Source organism: Sediminibacterium sp. GW821-FHT12F12 (assembly GCF_058806635.1).
This window is the reverse complement of sequence record NZ_JBXAPW010000007.1, coordinates 65378-82900: the sequence shown is the minus strand read 5'-3', so window position 1 is coordinate 82900 and position 17523 is coordinate 65378. Positions and strand designations below refer to the sequence as shown.

Genomic DNA, 17523 nt, shown 5'->3' with positions numbered 1-17523 from the left:
ATGTACAAAAATATCTTTTATACGGTTTTATTATCGCTGATAATGGTAAGCGGTACTGCACAGGACAACTGGAAACTGACAGGAGAGAAAGACGGCATTAAAACCTATTCGCAGAAACGCAGCGATTCAAAAATCAATTCGGTAAAACTGGAAGCCGTATTCCAGGCAACCCTCTCACAACTAACCGCGGTGATTGCGGATGTGTCTGCGTATGATGACTGGATCTTTAACAGCCGCTCCACCCGTTTACTGAAACAGGTTTCGCCATCGGAATTATATTATTATTCCGAAGTGATCTTTCCCTGGCCCGCAGTTAACCGCGATTTTGTTTCGCACGTTATCATCAGCCAAAACGCTGTTACCAAAGAAGTAAACATTAAAGCCAATAACGTAAGCGGATGGGAACCTAAAAAACCCAAACTGGTACGGATCGATTACTCAGAAGGAAGCTGGCAGTTAATACCCCTCACTAACAAAGAAGTACGTGTTATCTATACCTTGCAGGTTGACCCCGGCGGCGATCTGCCTGCCTGGATCATCAACTCTTTTTCTGCCAGGGGGTTGATACAGACTTTCAAAAATCTGCGCTCGCAACTTACCAAAACAAGAGCCCTCAATAGACCTTCGTTTATTACGGATTGATACAGCTTCTTTCCTTCTGTACATAAGATGCTACCATCATCTGCCAGCAAAACCGTTCAGCATTTGTTTACTCCTGCTGTGGACCTTTCTTTCTATCTTGTTTTTAAACAAATGTTATGAAACCTATCTATGTTTTCGCCAGCTTCTTCCTGCTTATTTGCACGGCAAAAGCACAACAGCCGAAAGTAAATCCGATTATTAAGTCTTACGGATCTGTGTGGGAAATTCCCAACGCTACAGAAAAGCCGGATAAGAAAATGGAATACAAAATTCTGGTAGATATCACCAACCAGGCAGAGAAACCCGATACCCTGAATCTCTATCTCGAAGCCATTGCCACACTGATGAACCTGCACGGATCAGCCGGTGTACCTGTGAATAAAATGAAAGTGGTGGTAGTGATCCATAAAATGGCCACTTTCTCAATTCTGAATCAGGAAAAATACCGGCAGAAATTCAAGACAGATAATCCCAATCTGCCGCTGATCTCGGAATTGAGTAATGCGGGGGTACAGTTTTTTGTATGCGGGCAAAACCTCATCCGCGGAAAACTTACCGAAAATGATATCGCCCCGGAAGTGAAACTGGCTACTTCTGCCTTAACAACTCTAACCACTTACCAGCTAAAAGGGTATGCGCTGATCAACTTCAAATAAAACAATCCTGTTTTACCCGATCAATCCTGCTTTCCGGCTGATCTCCATCATCCGGTCCATGGAATTTTTGGCCTGCAGGCGAAGTGTTTCATCCATCACCAGCTCCGGTGTTTCATACTGCATGCAGATATAGAGTTTCTCGAGGGTATTCAGCTTCATATGCGGACAATCGTTACAGGCACAGCTGTTATTCGGTGGCGCCGGCATAAAGGTCTTGCTGGGGCTGTTTTGCTGCATCTGGTGCAGAATCCCTGTTTCGGTAGCGACGATATATTCATTGCAGGTATCTGTCTGTGAATATTTCAGTAACTGGGTGGTACTGCCAATATAATCTGCTATAGCGAGTATCGCTTCTTCACATTCCGGGTGGGCAATCAGTTTGGCTTTGGGATGGCGGATCTTGAGTTTGGTAATTTTTTCGAGACTGAAGATCTCGTGCACCATACAGGCCCCGTTCCACAGAACCATCTTACGGCCTGTTTTTTTATTGAGATAGGCACCCAGGTTTTTATCGGGTGCAAAAATGATGGGTTGCTCGGCAGGGATGCTTTCGATGATCTTTTCTGCGTTTCCGCTGGTACAGATGATATCGCTCAAAGCTTTGATTTCGGCGCTGCAGTTGATGTAGGAAACCACCAGGTGATCCGGATATTTCTCCTTAAAAGCCCTGAACAGCGGTGCGGGTGCACTGTCGGCCAGTGAACAACCGGCTTTCAGATCGGGCAGTAAAACCTTCTTGGTGGGGTTTAAAATCTTGGCTGTTTCGGCCATGAAATGTACACCGGCAAATACGATAATGTCGGCATCGGTTTTACTGGCCTGTTGCGCAAGGCCCAGGCTATCTCCGATATAATCTGCCACGTCCTGGATATCAGGTTCCTGGTAATAGTGGGCGAGAATGACTGCATTTTTTTCTTTCTTTAGTCGCTCAATCTCGGCAAATAAATCCAGACGCGGATCAATTTCTATGTCTAAAAATCCTTTTTCTAAAATCGCTTCTTTGTCAATGTTCATAACGCTTGTAATAGTATTAAATAATACTTTTTATTAAAACAAACTACTACTATTAGGGCTGTGGATATCGGGATAACTTACTTATCCCCAAGAGGCAAAGGTAATTACCCTTGGCTTATCCACCCTAATCCACAACCTCATCCACAGGTTTTTTATCATTCTGTACTGAATCCAGCTGTTTTATCAACAGCTGTGGATTACCCGATTCATATACGCACTATTTCACTATCCACTTTTACGGCACTGTGAATTAACAGGGATAAAATGCAAGTGAATTCTGACTCAACCACTTATACCATACCCCTGGTGGGAGTTTGTTCCACCTCTTTCCACAATCCGGAGGGTAAAAAACCGATTTCTCCACCGAAAAAAGGGTTTATAAACAGGGTTGTGTGAATATCATTTTAAGAGCATCAACACCCCGAAATCGATCTATCATTCACCAAAACCAGAAATCCGGGTTCCTGACCCGTTTTGGGATCACTATTCGAAATTGTGGTCCGGTTTAGGGATAATGTTCTCCCCCCGGCCGAAATCCTTGTGTTTCTAAGGTATAACCCTGTTATCCACAATTTGTTCTAATGTTTTATTCCCCTATTTTTGCCTCCCGTCTAAATCCGGGATAAAAATTAATTAAAGTATTATGTCTGTAATTCAACGTATTCGTGACAAAGGTGCATGGATCATCTTCAGTATCATCGCCCTGGCTTTGATCGCTTTTATTCTGCAGGATGGTGTAGGCCGTGGTGGAAGCGCTTTTTCCAATACCAGTGTAATTGGTAAAGTAAATGGTGAAAAGATTGAAAGGGGTGCTTTCGAAGAGCAACTGGCCCTGCAGGAGCGTATGTACGGTCCGCAAGGCGCCCAGCGTGAGCAACTGATCGGTTCTACCTGGAACCAGGCTGTAGAGAAGATTGTACTGGGTCAGGAGTATAAGAAACTCGGTCTGCAGGTTTCTGCCAAAGAACTGAGCGATATCCTCTTCGGCGAAAACTCTCCCCTCAAAAATGAATTTACCGATCCGAATACCGGACAGTTCCTGGCCAACAACGCCAGAGAAGCTTTTGCCCAGTTAAAGAAGAGTAAGAACACGGAGCAGATCAAAATGATCAACAGTGTATATATAGAACCCTCTATTGAGCAGACCCTCCGTAACAAATACCAGAACCTGCTGATGCAGGCCGCCTACGTACCCAAATGGTTACTCGAAAAACAACAGGCGGATAACAATGCCATCGCTTCTTTCTCTTATGTATATGTACCTTATGCATCTGTTTCTGACAGTACTGCTAAAGTATCTGATGATGAGATCGCTGCTTATGTAAAAAACCATCCTAACGAATACACCAAACAGGAAGAAACACGTAATATTTCTTATGTATCATTCAGCGCCGCACCAAGCGGTTCCGATTCTGCTGCTATCCTGAGTCAGGTAGCTGCCCTGAAAGATGAATTTGCCGCCACAAGCGATGCAGAAGCTTTCCTGAACAAAAACACCAGCGAAATACCTTATTACAACAGCTATTTCAGCAAAACACGCATGCAGCAGACCAATAAAGATACCCTGGTGAAAATTCCTGCCGGTACGGTATATGGTCCTTATGTAGATGGTAACAATTTTATCCTCGCTAAAATGGTGGGTGTAAAACAGTGGCCCGATAGCGTTACGGTTCGTCATATTCTGGTAGCAACAGCAGATCCCAGAAGCGGACAGCAGATCCGTCCTGATACCACCGGCAAAAAACTGATCGACAGTATTGAAACTGCGATCAAAAGTGGTGCTGATTTTGCTGCTTTATGCACCAAGTACTCTGATGATCCGGGAAGTAAAGACAAGGGAGGTGTATATGAGTATTTCCCACAGGGACAGATGGTGATCCCATTCAACGACTATTGTTTTGACAAACCTGTTGGAACCAAAGGTGTGGTGAAAACGGATTATGGTTATCACTATGTAGAGATCCTGGGACAAAAGAATTTTGCGCCAGCTTACAAGCTCGCCTACTATGCCAAACCGATCATTGCGAGTAATGAAACTGTATCAGCTGCCAGCACGGCCGCTTCACAGTTTGCGGTAGCGAGTAAAGACGGAAAGAAATTCAATGCCAATGCGCTGAAGGAAAATAAAATGATCCTGAATGCGAACGATATCAAACAGAATGATTTTGCAGTAACCGGTTTAGGCCAGAGTCGTACCATGGTACGCTGGGTGTATGAACATGGCGCCGGAGATGTTTCTGAACCATTTGAAGTAAACGATACTTATGTGGTAGCGATTGTTACTGCAGTAAACAAAGCCGGACTGGCTTCTGTGGCCGAGGCAAGACCTACCGTTGAAACACTGGTACGTAACGAGAAAAAAGCCAAGCAGATCATCGACACTAAATTTAAAGGCACTACACTGGAAGCTCTTTCCAGCAGTACCGGAGCAATGGTTCTGCGTGCGGATAGCCTGAGTTTTACAGCTCCATTCATTACAGGCGTAGGTAGCGAACCCAAAGTAATTGGTGCTGCTTTCAACAAAAGCCTGCAGGGTAAAGTAAGTGCACCGATTGCCGGTGCAACGGGTGTGTTTGCGATCAAAACCGAAACAACCGGTGCCAAAGCCGAAGCAGTTGACCAGGCTTCTATTAAACAGGGCCTGATCCAGAGTGCTAAAATGGCATCTTATCGTGCACTGGATGCGCTGAAAAAAGCGGCTTCCATCAAGGACAACCGATCTAAATTCTATTAATAATTACAGCTGATCAGACAAAGCCCGGCCCCAGCGCCGGGCTTTTGTTTTACGGAAACCGAAAACAAAAACCCCGGGATAGCTGTAATTTTACTTTATAAATACAGCTGTATGAGCGAAGAAATGGTGAATAAGGTGGCAGAAAGCGGGTTGATCAGTTTTGACCTGGAAGAATATTATCCCAAGGGTGAGATCAAAACCTTTGACCTGAAGGAATACCTGTTCATGGGACTGATCCTGAAGGAGAAGGATTTTCGTGCCGCCCTGCAAACCACCGACTGGACTGTTTATCAGGATGCCAATGTGGCCATTACCTGTTCCGCAGATGCCATCATTCCTATGTGGGCCTATATGCTGATAGCCAGTTATCTCCAACCCTTTGCCAAAGAAATCGTATTTGGCGATGAAAAGAAACTGGTCAGCACCCTGCTTTTCAAAAACCTCGCCAGCGTTAAAGGAGAAGAATATACCGATAAGCGGGTAGTGGTAAAAGGCTGTGGGGAAGTGGATATCCCCGAATCTGCCTATGTAGAGATCACGAACAAACTGAGACCATTTGTAAAAAGCATCATGTACGGTGAACCTTGTAGTACTGTACCTATCTATAAAAAGAAACCCTAACCGGTCGGGACGAGGGAGCGGCCTAACCGGTTAGGGTTTCTTAACTTACTTTATCCTTATTTACGGTTGATTTTGTAACGCTGCATTGTCCACCCCCTCACCGCCACCCATATCTGCTTTTTGCCAATCATCCCCATTTAACCAGCTAAATCAAGGGTATTCCCTTTTTGGTATTAGTTTTGTAGTTGTTATTAAAAAGGAGGAAATATGAAACGCAGCATTTTACCCCTGCTCTTCGTTACACTCGTAACAGCTGTTGCTGCACAGGATAGTAATAGCCTGGCACCTGATCAAAATCCGAATTATATGATCAGTCAGCAGAAATACATGAACCAGAAAGACTCTTTACTCTCGTGGGAGAATACAACGGTTCAGCAAACCTATAAAGCCTACGACTGGCGTGAAGCCAGAGAGGAACGCAGAGCCGAAAGACGGGCCTATCGCCGTCAGTCGAGCAGCTGGCTGGCACCTTCCTTGAGCTATGGTTATCCATCCCATTACGGCTGGAACAATTATGGCTACAGTCCATATATCCGCTATAACAGCCGGAGCCGTTGGAACCGGTGGGGTATAACAAGACCCTTCCTTGGTTTACAACTCGGCAATTTCTGGCTGGGTTTCTGACAACTGTATCTTTTCATGTAAACTAATTCCATAACCATACCTGTATGAAACGTCATATTTTACTATTAACTACTGCTACTGTTTTATTTCTCGTCTCCTGTTCCAACAGAACCGTTACAAGGATTGATCCGGCTACACAGATAGACCTGAGTGGCAGCTGGAACAACACAGACAGCCGTCTCACCGCCAAAGAAATCACCGGCCAGATCCTGAATGAAAAATGGATCGTAAACCATGTGGCCGCCAAGGGCAAAAAGCCAGTTGTGATCGTAGGAATGATCACCAATAAAAGTCATGAGCATATTGAAGCGGAAACCTTCATGAAAGACCTGGAGATCGGTTTTATTGAATCTGATAAAGTGGGCCTGGTACAAAGCGGTAAAAAGCGCGAAGAAATGCGCGCTGAAAAAGCCGACCAGCAAACCAACGCTTCTCAAAGCACGATGAAAAAATTTGGTCTTGAAAAAGGAGCCGATTATATACTGCAGGGTTCTATCAACTCCATTGTTGATGCGTATAAACGCGAAAAAACCGTTACCTACCAGGTAAATCTGGAGCTGACCAATATCGAAACCAACGAAGTGGTCTGGATCGGTGAGAAGAAAATTGCCAAACTCGTTAAGAACTAATTGCGGCAAACTTCGCGGCAAGAAACCCTCTTTTATGATGAAGACCCTGAAACAGGCATGGATAGCTTGGCTATGGATGCCTGTTTTATTTTCCTGTGCAACGTATAATACCAAACTGGCCGGCTACTATAACAGCGTGGCCCAGACCGATTATTATCGTGCCAAAAGCCTGCTCGAGCAGAATGGTTTTCTGCAGCAGGACCGTAACAGGCTTCTTTACCTGATGGAAAAGGGAAAGATCTATCATCTGCTGGGTTCTTACGATAGCAGTAATCTTTACCTGAATCTTGCCGATAATTTCATTGAGCAGAAACGCAAAACCACCGGAGACGTGATCGTGAGCAACCTGCTGAACCCGATGATGCAGACCTACCTTGGTGAAGATTTTGAAAGATTTCTGTTGCATTATTACAAAGCACTGAACTACCTCTACAAAGGACAAACAGGTGAAGCATTGGTAGAAGCCCGCCGGATCTCGCTGAGCACACAGGCGCAGCAGGATAAATTCAAACCCAACGCTGACCGCTATACCGAAGATGCTTTTGCGTTGATGGTGCAGGGAATGATCTATGAAACAGCAGGCGAAACCAATAATGCTTTCATTTCTTACCGCAATGCCACCGATCTGTTTCTTTCTGCCAAAGGACCCAATTATTATGGCGTAAAAATGCCGGAACAATTAAAGAACGATCTGTTCAGAACAGCCGACAGAATGGGTTTTACCGACCAGATAGAGTTGTACCAACGTAAACTAAACAGGACGTATACCAAAATAGAAAGTACGGAAGGCGGAGAATTGATCCTCTTTATTGAGCGGGGAATGGCACCAGAAAAAACAGAACAGAATTTTGTACTGATGCAGAACGGAAATGGCAATGGCGTTTTTCTTTTCAATAGCCAGTATGGTAGTTTTAATGTTCCTTTTGATTTTGCAGCTGCGCGTATGTCACCATCTTCTTCTTCACTGAATGAGTTCAGGACTGTTCGTGTAGCGGTTCCTGCTTATGTTCCCAAACTAGACAGCAGTACGCCGGCTGCCGTTACCTTAAATGGCAGTACTTATAAAGCAGAACTGGCTGAAGATATCAACACCCTTGCTCCCGAGATTCTGAAAGAACGGATCCTGAAAGAAGTTACCGCGGCATTAACCCGGCAACTGGTAAAAAAATTAACCGAGGCCGGCGCATCTGCTGCTGCTAAAGAACTGGTTAAGAATAACAGTAAAGAAAAAGATGAGAATAAAAAGAAACGTAACGCCGATGCCGCAGCATTAACAGCCGGTTTACTGGTGAATATTTTTAATACTGCTACAGAAAAAGCAGACACACGTAACTGGCAGTCATTACCAGCACAGATACAATATGTGAGAATTCCACTGCAGAAAGGCACCAATCAGGTTAGCCTGCAAATAGGAAGAAATAACAAGAACATTACCATTAACGGAAGCGGAAGTATACAATTTTATAACTGGGTGGTTAACAATTGAGGATGTTACCCTATGCGCTGACAGTAACGGTATCCTGTCTCATTTTCACTTCTTCATATTTCGCATCATAATCTTCGCGAACGGTACCAAAAATCCGGTCCCAGAAAAGGAAATACAAACCATAGTTACCGGTAAAATACTGGTGATGTTGGTTATGGTTTACTGATGTATTGATCCACCGGCCAATAAAGCTTTTATTAAAATCCTTTGGATATAATTCATACCCGAGATGTCCATACACATTGTAGATGATCATCATCAGGAAAAAGATCAGCAGGTGTGACTTGTGAATAGGAATGGTAAAGAGAAAGATGATCACAATACCCACTTCTACCACCGCCTCCAACGGATGAAAAGCATAGGCCGCCCAGGGAGAAGGATTAGTAGATTTATGGTGTACCAGATGAAACCATTTGAACAACGCCTTGTGATGCATTAACCGGTGCGAGAAATAAAAATAGGTATCATGCATCAGGAACATCAGCGGAAATACCATAAAATAGTAGATCCAGCCATGATCTGATATTTGCAGGTAACGGGTGGTATGGGGCGCTACTTGCGGATGAACGAACAACACCACCGACACAAAGGAAAAGATACAAATAGTTAGAAAAGAATAAAAGATCTCCCGCAGATAATCCTGATTTTTTGGAAACCGGGTCTGTATTTTCTTATAAAAGAAACGGTTTCGCCAAACAATGTAAAAAAGCAGGAAAGCAAGACCCGCTATCATAAAATAGCGGCCGCCGATGAGCCAGATGCTTTTAAAAAAGAAGGACCAGTTCATTGATTAAATATAAGAAATGATCGAACCTGTTTTCTTTTTTATTTACCTTACCAGTATGAAAAACAGGGATTTTTTAGCGCTTTCTGCCGTGCTGGTTTCTCCGGGTGCCTTTGCCATTGCCAGTTGGTTCCTGATAGATGCACATAGCATAGGAAAGAAAATGTCTGAAATGGAAAGCCTGTACTCTCATGTATTACCTGTATTCCAATCTTCTTTCGCTACACAACGTTGGATCTTACTGGGTCTGGCACTGGCCGCTCTTTACTTTGTTCTTCGGAATCGAACACTCATCAGAGATTCTTTTTTACGCAGACTTTTCCGCAAAACAATTATACTGGTAGCCATGCTCGAAGCGTTTTTTCTGCTGTTTTCGATGATGTAGTTTTAGTCGCCGCTATTCATAAATTTAGCCAATCCCTCTTTGGCCTGGCGCTGTATCCGGCGGTTCATCCAGGGCGACCAACCGAACAGCAATCCTGGTAATCCCAATGCCTGTCTGGTCCAGCGATAAATGTCAAAGGCATCCGTATGTTCGATGATCAGCCCATCTTTGAATTTCATATGTGCGGTAATGCGGTTCACCACTCTTCGCCCGGTTTTGGAAAACAGGTAAGAAGCGGTCCAGTTGCAGGTAGTATATTCCTCGTCCAGCAGCTGGATATTTCCATATACCAGCGAAAAATCCTTTGCCCTTTTGCATAGCATTTCCCACATGGCCCGGGTTTCGGTAATATCCAGCAAACCGAATACGGGATCGTTAAAAACCGCTTCGTTGTGGTAGCAGGATTGCATGGCAGCATAATCCAGTTGCTGAAAAGCCGTATAGAACCGGTTAATGGTTTCTTCGTTGGTCATAATAAATGTATTTACCCTTTCGGGGAGATCAGATCAATGTGCTTCCAACCAGTTACTGCCCTCACCCACTTCTGCTTCCACCGGAACACCGTTGGGCAGGATCATGGCAGTGGTCATATTGTCGATGATTAGTTTCTTCAGCGCGCTGGCTTCTTCTTTTACCGCATCAAACACCAATTCATCGTGTACCTGCAGGATCATTTTAGATTGCCAGTTTCCTTTTTTCATTTCCTTGTGGATCTTGATCATCGCCAGTTTGATCATATCTGCCGCTGTTCCCTGTATAGGCGAGTTAATAGCGTTTCGTTCTGCATAACCCCTTACAGTGAAGTTGGATGAGTTGATATCTTTCAGCCAGCGTTTTCTTCCCATCAGTGTGGCCACATATCCGTTCTGCTGTGCAAAACGCACGGTTTCATCCATATAAGAGGTGATGCCTACAAATTCCTTTTTATAATTATCAATGATCTCTTTTGCTTCAGAGCGCGAGATGGAAAGATTTTCAGCCAGGCCAAAGGCACCCTGGCCGTAAATAATACCAAAGTTCACACTCTTGGCCTTGTAACGCATTTCTTTAGTTACTTCTGCCTCGGGTATATTATACACTTTAGCAGCGGTGGCAGTGTGAATGTCTTTGCCTTCTTTAAAGGCCTCACACATATTCGGATCACCGCTGATGGCCGCCACAATGCGTAACTCGATCTGCGAATAATCAGCACTTACGAGAATACGATTGTTATCTCGGGGAATAAAGGCTTTGCGTATTTCTCTTCCCCGATCGCTGCGGATGGGGATATTCTGCAGGTTGGGATTATTGCTGCTCAACCTTCCCGTAACCGCCACGGCCTGTGCATAAGACGTGTGTACACGACCGGTTTTGCTGTTGATCATCTCCGGCAAGGCATCTACATAGGTACTCTTCAGTTTCGTTAATTCGCGGAAGCCTAATATATCGGCCACAATCGGATTATTGGCCGCCAGTTTCTGTAACACATCTTCGCCGGTTGCATATTGGCCGGTCTTTGTTTTTTTGGCCTTGGGGTCTATTTTCAGCAGATCGAACAAAACCTCTCCCAGCTGTTTGGGCGATGCGAGGTTAAACCGCACACCAGCCTGTGCATATACATTCTCTTCAAACTGTTTGGCATCTTTCTCGAGTTCCTTGCTATAGTCTTTCAGAAAATCTACATCGATCTTTACACCCTCAAATTCCATATCTGTTAGCACCTGCACCAGCGGATTTTCCACTTCTTCAAAAACCTTCTCTACTTCTTTTTCTTTCAGCAGCGGAACAAATGCCTGCTTCAGTTGCAGGGTAATATCAGCATCTTCTGCCGCATATTCTTTGGCTTTTTCTACATCCACATCCCGCATATTGCCCTGTGTCTTTCCTTTTTTGCCAATGAGTTCGTCAATATGCACCGGTTCATATCCAAGATATTGCGCACTCAGCAGATCCATGCTGCGCCTACCTTCCGGCTCAATTACATAATGTGCCAGCATGGTATCAAAGATCTTTCCTTTGAGTTCTTTGCTGTACCATTTTAATACGAGCATATCGTATTTGAGATTCTGGCCAACCCAGGTAATATTTTCAGCGGTAAAAAGAGGATCCAGTTTGTCCAGGATCTGTTTTGTTTCCTGCTGGTCTGCCGGGCAAGGAATATAAAACCCTTCTCCTTTTTTGTGCGAAAAACTCAGGCCCACCAGCTCTGCTTCATTTGCATCAATATTGGTGGTTTCTGTATCAAAGCAGATTTCTGCTTGTTGTAAAAGGGTTTCTACCAACTGCTCAATGGCTGCGGTTCCCTCTACGAGCGTATAAGTGTGTGCGGTGTTATGAATATTTTTTTCTGCCAACAGGCCCGAACTTTCTTCTCCGTTTAACACCGGCGTTATATCTTTCTTAGCACTACTGTCTTTTTTATTTTGTGAGGAAACGGTATTGCCAAACAGATCCGTTTGTATGGATTGTGGTGCCGAGTGGAAAGCATTGAATTCATCACCAAGGATCCGTTTACCGAGGGTTTTGAATTCCAACTCTGTAAACACTTCAACCAATGCTTCTTTGTTCCATTCTTTTAAGCGATAATCTTCTTCATGAAAATCAACCGGCACATTGGTAATAATAGTGGCCAGTTTTTTACTCATGATAGCCATCTCTTTCCCATTCCGGATTTTCTCACCCAACGCACCTTTAATAGTATCTGCGTTGGCTAAAATATTTTCAATGGTATCATATTCTTTGAGAAGTTTTGCCGCTGTTTTTTCGCCCACACCCGGTATGCCCGGGATATTATCTACTGCATCGCCCATCAGTCCCAGCATATCCACCACCTGTTCAACCCGTTTGATATCCCATTTCTCACAGATCTTTTCAGCGGTCAAAATCTCTTCAGGATTGCCGAAGGACGGTGGTTTATAAATATATACATGGGGATGTATCAGTAACTGCCCATAGTCCTTATCAGGCGTAACCATATATACATCATATCCTTTATCGGCCGCTTGCCAGGCAACAGTTCCAATCACATCATCTGCTTCATAGCCATCCAGTTCTACCACAGGAATATTAAAACCCTGTATAATCCTTTTGATATCGGGAAGAGATGCCAGCAGGTCTTCCGGTGCTTCCTGGCGGTTGGCTTTGTAATCGGTAAAATCCACATGCCTTTCTGTAGGTGCATGTGTATCAAAACAAACAGCGAGATGGGTTGGTTTCTCTTTGTTGATCAGTTCGAACAGGGTATTGGTAAAGCCAAATTGCGCGTTCGTGTTTCTTCCTTTCGAAGTAATACGTGGATTACGGATCAGCGCATAATAAGCCCGGTAAATCAAAGCCAGCGCATCCAGCAGAAATAGTTTTTTGCCCATGGAGCTAAGGTAGGAAATGCAACTGATAGTCCATAGCGAATAGAGCCGGTGCAGTTAACCCCAAAGAAAGGCCCCCGGATTTTCCGGGGGCCTTATACAAAAGAATAACAATCAACTACTTTACTTAAGACCGTATTTGTACATATATCTTTCGTACAGTTGTTTCTGTTTGTTATCGAGGCTTACTTTACGACCCTGGATAAAAGCATCTGTTACATTACTGCTTTTCATATCCAGAATATCGCCTTCGCTGATAATGATGTTAGCGTCTTTACCGGCTTCCAGAGATCCGGTTCTCGCATCAATCCCAAGGATTTTGGCCGCGTTCAGGGTAATGGCCTGTAATGCCTGCTCTTTGGTTAAACCATAGGTGGCGGCAGTACCGGCATTGTAAGACAGGTTACGGTAACGGGTATTGGAACTTTCATCGTTCAGCGCAAATAATACGCCCGCTTTCTGTAAGGCAGCCGGTGTTTTATAAGGCTGGTCCACATCATCATCTTCTGTAGCCGGCAGCGAATGCTCTTCGCCCAGGATCACTGCAATATTGTTGGCTTTCAGCAGATCGGCAATCTGAAAACTTTCGCTTCCGCCTACAATAACTACATCAAATCCAAACTCTTTCGCAAAATCAATGGCGATCAGCATTTGTTTTACCTGATCTCCATGCACAAACAGTTTCTGCTTTTTGTTAAACAGGTTTTTGAGCGATTCAAACTTCAGGTTTACGGTACTATGCGTTGGCTCCTGCAGATAGGCTTTTGCCTGGCGGAAAAAGGATTTGATCTCTTCTACTTTATCCAGTGCGGCTTTGGCGGGATCTGCGGGACCGGCAGAAAGGCCCAACTGCGCCAATAAGGCCGGCGGAATACCCCCACCGCCTCTTCTTCCAAAGCGGTTGATAAAACTGGGCATGTTGATGTGCATACCGCCGTCCATGTCATAGGCAGCGTCTTCCCAGTTCCAGGCATCCAGTTGTACCACGGTAGAAGAACCGCTCACAGAACCACCAGCAGGAACCACATTGGCCAACAGAATCCCGTTTGAGCGCAATACGCCGATTACACGAGAATCTGTATTATATGCTGTGATAGAACGGATATTGGAATTGTAATCGCCCAGTTCCGAAAAATCATTGCTGGCTCTTACACCGGCTCCGATCTCTTTCAGGCCCAGGTCGCTGGAGGGAAGGATCAATCCGGGATAAACATGTTTGCCTTTAGCATCTATTACAGTAGCGCCGCTGGCAGATGGTGTAATATTGGTACCCACGTTGGTGATCTTGCTGCCATTGATTTCAATAGTAGCATTTTCGAGTACGGTTCCGTTACCTACATGAACGGTTCCATTGGTAATATAGATACGGCCCTTATTTTCTTTGGCCGGGTAAATTACTTCCTGTGCCTTTGTAAAACCGGCGACCAGCAGTAATACGCTGAGTGTGCTGAATATTTTTTTCATTATCTGTCGGTTTTTAGTTGTTGAGGTTTACTTCGTCTTCTGAATGGATGCTGAACAGACCGTCTTTGTGGTCATGATCGCCACAGCTTAGCAGGATCTGGAAGCTGGGTTCTGCAGGTCTTACAGCACCGCCACCTCTTTTTTCGCCGATCATTTTCTGTGTCAGGCGGAAACGCTCGCTGCTGATCTTCTTTCTCTGCTCAGCATCTTTTTGCCTGTCGAAGTACACAATACCATCTACAATGGTTTGTTCTGATTTTGCATAAATGCTCAACGGGTTATCACTCCAGATCACGATATCTGCATCTTTACCGGGTTTGATACTTCCTACTTTATCATCTACATGAAGGGCCTTGGCCGGATTCAGGGTTACCATTTTCAGGGCATCTTCTTCAGATACACCACCATAGCGAACCACTTTACCCGCTTCCTGGTTCAGGCGACGAGCCATTTCTGCATCGTCTGAGTTGATACATACATTCAGACCTACTTTGTGCATGATCGCCGCATTGTAAGCGATCGCATCCGTTACCTCTACTTTATAGTACCACCAGTCAGAGAAGGTAGAAGCGCTGGAACCTTGTGCCTTCATTTTATCGGCCACTTTATATCCTTCAAGAATATGTGTAAAAGTGTTGAAAGTGAAACCATATTTATCCGCCACGCGTAAAGCCGCGGTGATCTCGCTTTGTACATAAGAGTGACAGGTAATGAAACGTTTTTTATTCAGGATCTCTACCAGTGCATCCAGCTCCAGGTCGCGCTTGGTTTTGGGATCTGCTTTCATGGCCTTCTCATAATCTTTGGCGCGGGCAAAGGCATCGGCCAATACTTCTTCCACACCCATCCTTGTATCAGGGAAACGGTTATTGCTGGTAGAAGTGGTTCTCTTCACGTTTTCACCCAAGGCAAATTTGATGAAGCCATCTGAGCCTTTGAATTTCAGGTCCTCATCATTGGCACCCCAGCGCAGTTTGATCAACTGGGTTTGTCCGCCAATGGTATTGGCCGAACCATGCAGGATATGGGAAGAAGTTACACCACCGCTTAACTGGCGATAGATATTGATGTCTTCCGGATTCAGGTTATCGGCAATTCTCACTTCGGAAGTAACCGATTGGCCACCCTCGTTGATAGAAGCTGCTGCAATATGCGAGTGTTCATCAATGATACCCGCGGTAACATGTTTACCGGTACCATCAATTACTTTGGCGGTTGCGTCAGAGATGTTTTTACCCACGCGGGCAATTTTACCGTCTTTCAGCAACACATCTGCATTTTCCAGTTTGCCCTCTTTTTCGTTGGTCCAGACAGTTGCGTTTTTGATCAGGAGGTTTTCCTGCTTAGGCGCTTCTTCCCATCCGTATCCATCAAACGGATACGTTACTTTGGATAAACGTTGTGGAAAATTGGGGCGTCTTCTGACAGAATCTGTAGCAGCAGCAGCATTCGAAACAAAAGAAGCTGTCCAGGTAATTTTGTTACCAGCGGTATCTTCTCCCAATCCATTCCAGTTGTTTCCATTGGCTACACCACTGAGGCGGTATTGTGCAGCAGCTGCGCCACCGCGTACGCCGCCAAAGCCACCACCCATTCCGGCGGCAGGTGCAGCAGCACCGGCAGCGGGCCTTCTGGCAGGAACGGTTGAGAAGCTGAGTTTTACCAGTTTACCATCATGACTGAATTTACCGGTAAGGGTATCTTTTCCGATCACATTGGCGGCTGCCGCACTTTTTACATCCAGGGTATAGATTACATTTCCGGATGGGGTATTGAGTGTAAGGGTGTAGATTCCTTTGATATCAGACCAGGCATCTTCTTTCACACCATATTTGTCACCCTGTACCCAGTTGTGCAGAATAGTGGTTTTATCGGAGAAGATGGGACCGCTGGTGATGAGGAAGTTGGCCAGTTTACCAGTTTCGATACTTCCTACTTTATCATATACACCTAATAAGGTAGCGGGTGCTTTTGTAAGCGCTTCCATGGCTTTGGCCTCAGACAGGCCCATTTCAATGGCTTTACGCAGGTTGGTCATAAACTGTTTGGGATCGCGCAGATCGGCAGCAGTTAAACAGAAAGAAATATTCGCTTTTTCAAAAGCGGCCGGGTTGGTAGGAGCCAGTTCCCAGTGTTTCATATCACCCAGAGAAACCGAACGGGCATCGTTGGGGTCTTCTACATCCATCGCCTGCGGGAAGTTGAGCGATAATATATAGGTAGCTTTTGTAGCAGCAATATCTTTAATACGCTGGTATTCGTTGCCGCCGCCCTTGATGATATATTGTGAACCAAATTCTTTGGCAATTCTGTCGGCTCGCAGATCGTTCCATTTGTCTTCTGCTTCAAAGATCTGAGGTAACGATTGGTTATCATTCCATGCCTGCAGCGAAAAGTTGACGCCCTCTTTGGCCGGTTTGTTTTTATACCATTGAGCATCCAGATAGCTTTGGCGAAGCAACGCAATGCTTCCCATTACACTGGACGGATAACTCTGTGTAGAAGTTCCTTTGTTGAAAGAATAGTGGGCAGATGCTTTTTCTTTCAGCATCACCAGGTTTTCGTTCTGGTTGGCAAGGGTAACCACGGTTCCGGTTCCACGCGCAATTCCGTCTTTCACGTGTGTAAGTACGGTACCGAAACCTACCTCACGCAGTGCGCGGGCCTTGGAGTCATCTACTGCAAAAACACGTGATGCGTCTGTCTCCGGCTTGATAGCCTGGTTCCATCCATAGGCCCCTTTGGTGTTGGATGTGATCTGGGAAGGTGCATTAAAATTAAAACCGCCTGCTCCTCTTGCTGGTGGCGTAATACCGTAATCGCTATAGATATCTACAAAAGAGGGATAGATAAATTTGTCTTTGCAATCTATCACCACCGCGTCTTTTGGGATTACAATACCCGATGTTCCTACGGAAACGATTTTCCCGTCGCGGATTACCATCGTGGCATTTTTTAATGTGTTTTGTGCATTTGTAACAATGGTGGCATTCGTGAATGCATAACAGCCTTCGCGTTTGTCTGCCACCCCGTTTACAGGGAAGGTTTCCTGGGCTTGCAGCATAACAGCAAACAAGAGCCCGGAAAGCAGGAGCTTGAATTTTCTCATAATAGTTAGTTGGTTTTGGAAGAGTTCTAAA

The 17523-nt window shown here is 44.9% G+C and carries 14 protein-coding genes; 8 read left to right on the top strand and 6 right to left on the bottom strand.

The window, feature by feature from the left end:
• A complete protein-coding gene (locus tag AC1RNB_RS11575; RefSeq protein WP_493082927.1) occupies positions 1–642 on the top strand; it encodes an START domain-containing protein in 642 nt (213 codons plus the stop codon).
• Positions 643–758: 116 nt separating this feature from the next.
• Positions 759–1298, top strand: coding sequence for a DsrE family protein (locus AC1RNB_RS11570; RefSeq protein ID WP_493082925.1), 540 nt, complete (start codon positions 759–761; stop codon positions 1296–1298).
• Between the two features lie 12 nt (positions 1299–1310).
• Here the strand turns inward: AC1RNB_RS11570 and nadA are convergent, their stop codons facing one another.
• Positions 1311–2312, bottom strand: a complete 1002-nt coding sequence (gene nadA / locus AC1RNB_RS11565) for a quinolinate synthase NadA (protein ID WP_493082923.1) — start codon at positions 2310–2312, stop codon at positions 1311–1313.
• Between the two features lie 643 nt (positions 2313–2955).
• On the opposite strand from nadA, the gene AC1RNB_RS11560 reads away from it, so the two are divergent.
• The 5 genes from AC1RNB_RS11560 to AC1RNB_RS11540 all read left to right on the top strand — a co-directional run bounded on the left by AC1RNB_RS11560 (position 2956) and on the right by AC1RNB_RS11540 (position 8406).
• Positions 2956–5046: a peptidylprolyl isomerase gene (locus tag AC1RNB_RS11560; RefSeq protein WP_493082921.1), complete on the top strand. Its 2091-nt coding sequence runs from the start codon at positions 2956–2958 to the stop codon at positions 5044–5046.
• A 111-nt stretch (positions 5047–5157) separates the two neighbouring features.
• A complete protein-coding gene (locus AC1RNB_RS11555; protein WP_493082919.1) occupies positions 5158–5667 on the top strand; it encodes a DUF2480 family protein in 510 nt (169 codons plus the stop codon).
• 207 nt (positions 5668–5874) lie between these two features.
• The gene (locus tag AC1RNB_RS11550) at positions 5875–6291 is read left to right on the top strand and encodes a hypothetical protein (RefSeq protein WP_493082917.1); all 417 of its coding nucleotides are present in this window, start codon (positions 5875–5877) and stop codon (positions 6289–6291) included.
• A gap of 44 nt (positions 6292–6335) precedes the next feature.
• Positions 6336–6920, top strand: coding sequence for a penicillin-binding protein activator LpoB (locus AC1RNB_RS11545; protein ID WP_493082915.1), 585 nt, complete (start codon positions 6336–6338; stop codon positions 6918–6920).
• 34 nt (positions 6921–6954) lie between these two features.
• The gene (locus AC1RNB_RS11540; RefSeq protein ID WP_493082913.1) at positions 6955–8406 is read left to right on the top strand and encodes a COG3014 family protein; all 1452 of its coding nucleotides are present in this window, start codon (positions 6955–6957) and stop codon (positions 8404–8406) included.
• A 10-nt stretch (positions 8407–8416) separates the two neighbouring features.
• Here the strand turns inward: AC1RNB_RS11540 and AC1RNB_RS11535 are convergent, their stop codons facing one another.
• Positions 8417–9193 carry a sterol desaturase family protein gene (locus AC1RNB_RS11535; RefSeq protein WP_493082911.1) on the bottom strand — a complete coding sequence of 259 codons (777 nt, stop codon included), beginning with the start codon at positions 9191–9193 and terminating at the stop codon, positions 8417–8419.
• 16 nt (positions 9194–9209) lie between these two features.
• Here AC1RNB_RS11535 and AC1RNB_RS11530 point away from each other — a divergent pair, with 16 nt between their 5' ends.
• Entirely contained in the window at positions 9210–9575 is a 366-nt protein-coding gene (locus AC1RNB_RS11530) for a hypothetical protein (protein WP_493082909.1), read from the top strand.
• A gap of 2 nt (positions 9576–9577) precedes the next feature.
• On the opposite strand, the gene AC1RNB_RS11525 is transcribed toward AC1RNB_RS11530, so the two are convergent.
• The 4 genes from AC1RNB_RS11525 to AC1RNB_RS11510 form a co-directional block, all read right to left on the bottom strand.
• Positions 9578–10048: a nuclear transport factor 2 family protein gene (locus AC1RNB_RS11525; RefSeq protein WP_493082907.1), complete on the bottom strand. Its 471-nt coding sequence runs from the start codon at positions 10046–10048 to the stop codon at positions 9578–9580.
• A 33-nt stretch (positions 10049–10081) separates the two neighbouring features.
• The gene (gene polA / locus AC1RNB_RS11520; RefSeq protein ID WP_493082905.1) at positions 10082–12922 is read right to left on the bottom strand and encodes a DNA polymerase I; all 2841 of its coding nucleotides are present in this window, start codon (positions 12920–12922) and stop codon (positions 10082–10084) included.
• A 120-nt stretch (positions 12923–13042) separates the two neighbouring features.
• A complete protein-coding gene (locus AC1RNB_RS11515; protein ID WP_493082903.1) occupies positions 13043–14383 on the bottom strand; it encodes an amidohydrolase family protein in 1341 nt (446 codons plus the stop codon).
• A 13-nt stretch (positions 14384–14396) separates the two neighbouring features.
• A complete protein-coding gene (locus tag AC1RNB_RS11510; RefSeq protein WP_493082901.1) occupies positions 14397–17492 on the bottom strand; it encodes an amidohydrolase family protein in 3096 nt (1031 codons plus the stop codon).
• Positions 17493–17523: the final 31 nt, after the last annotated feature.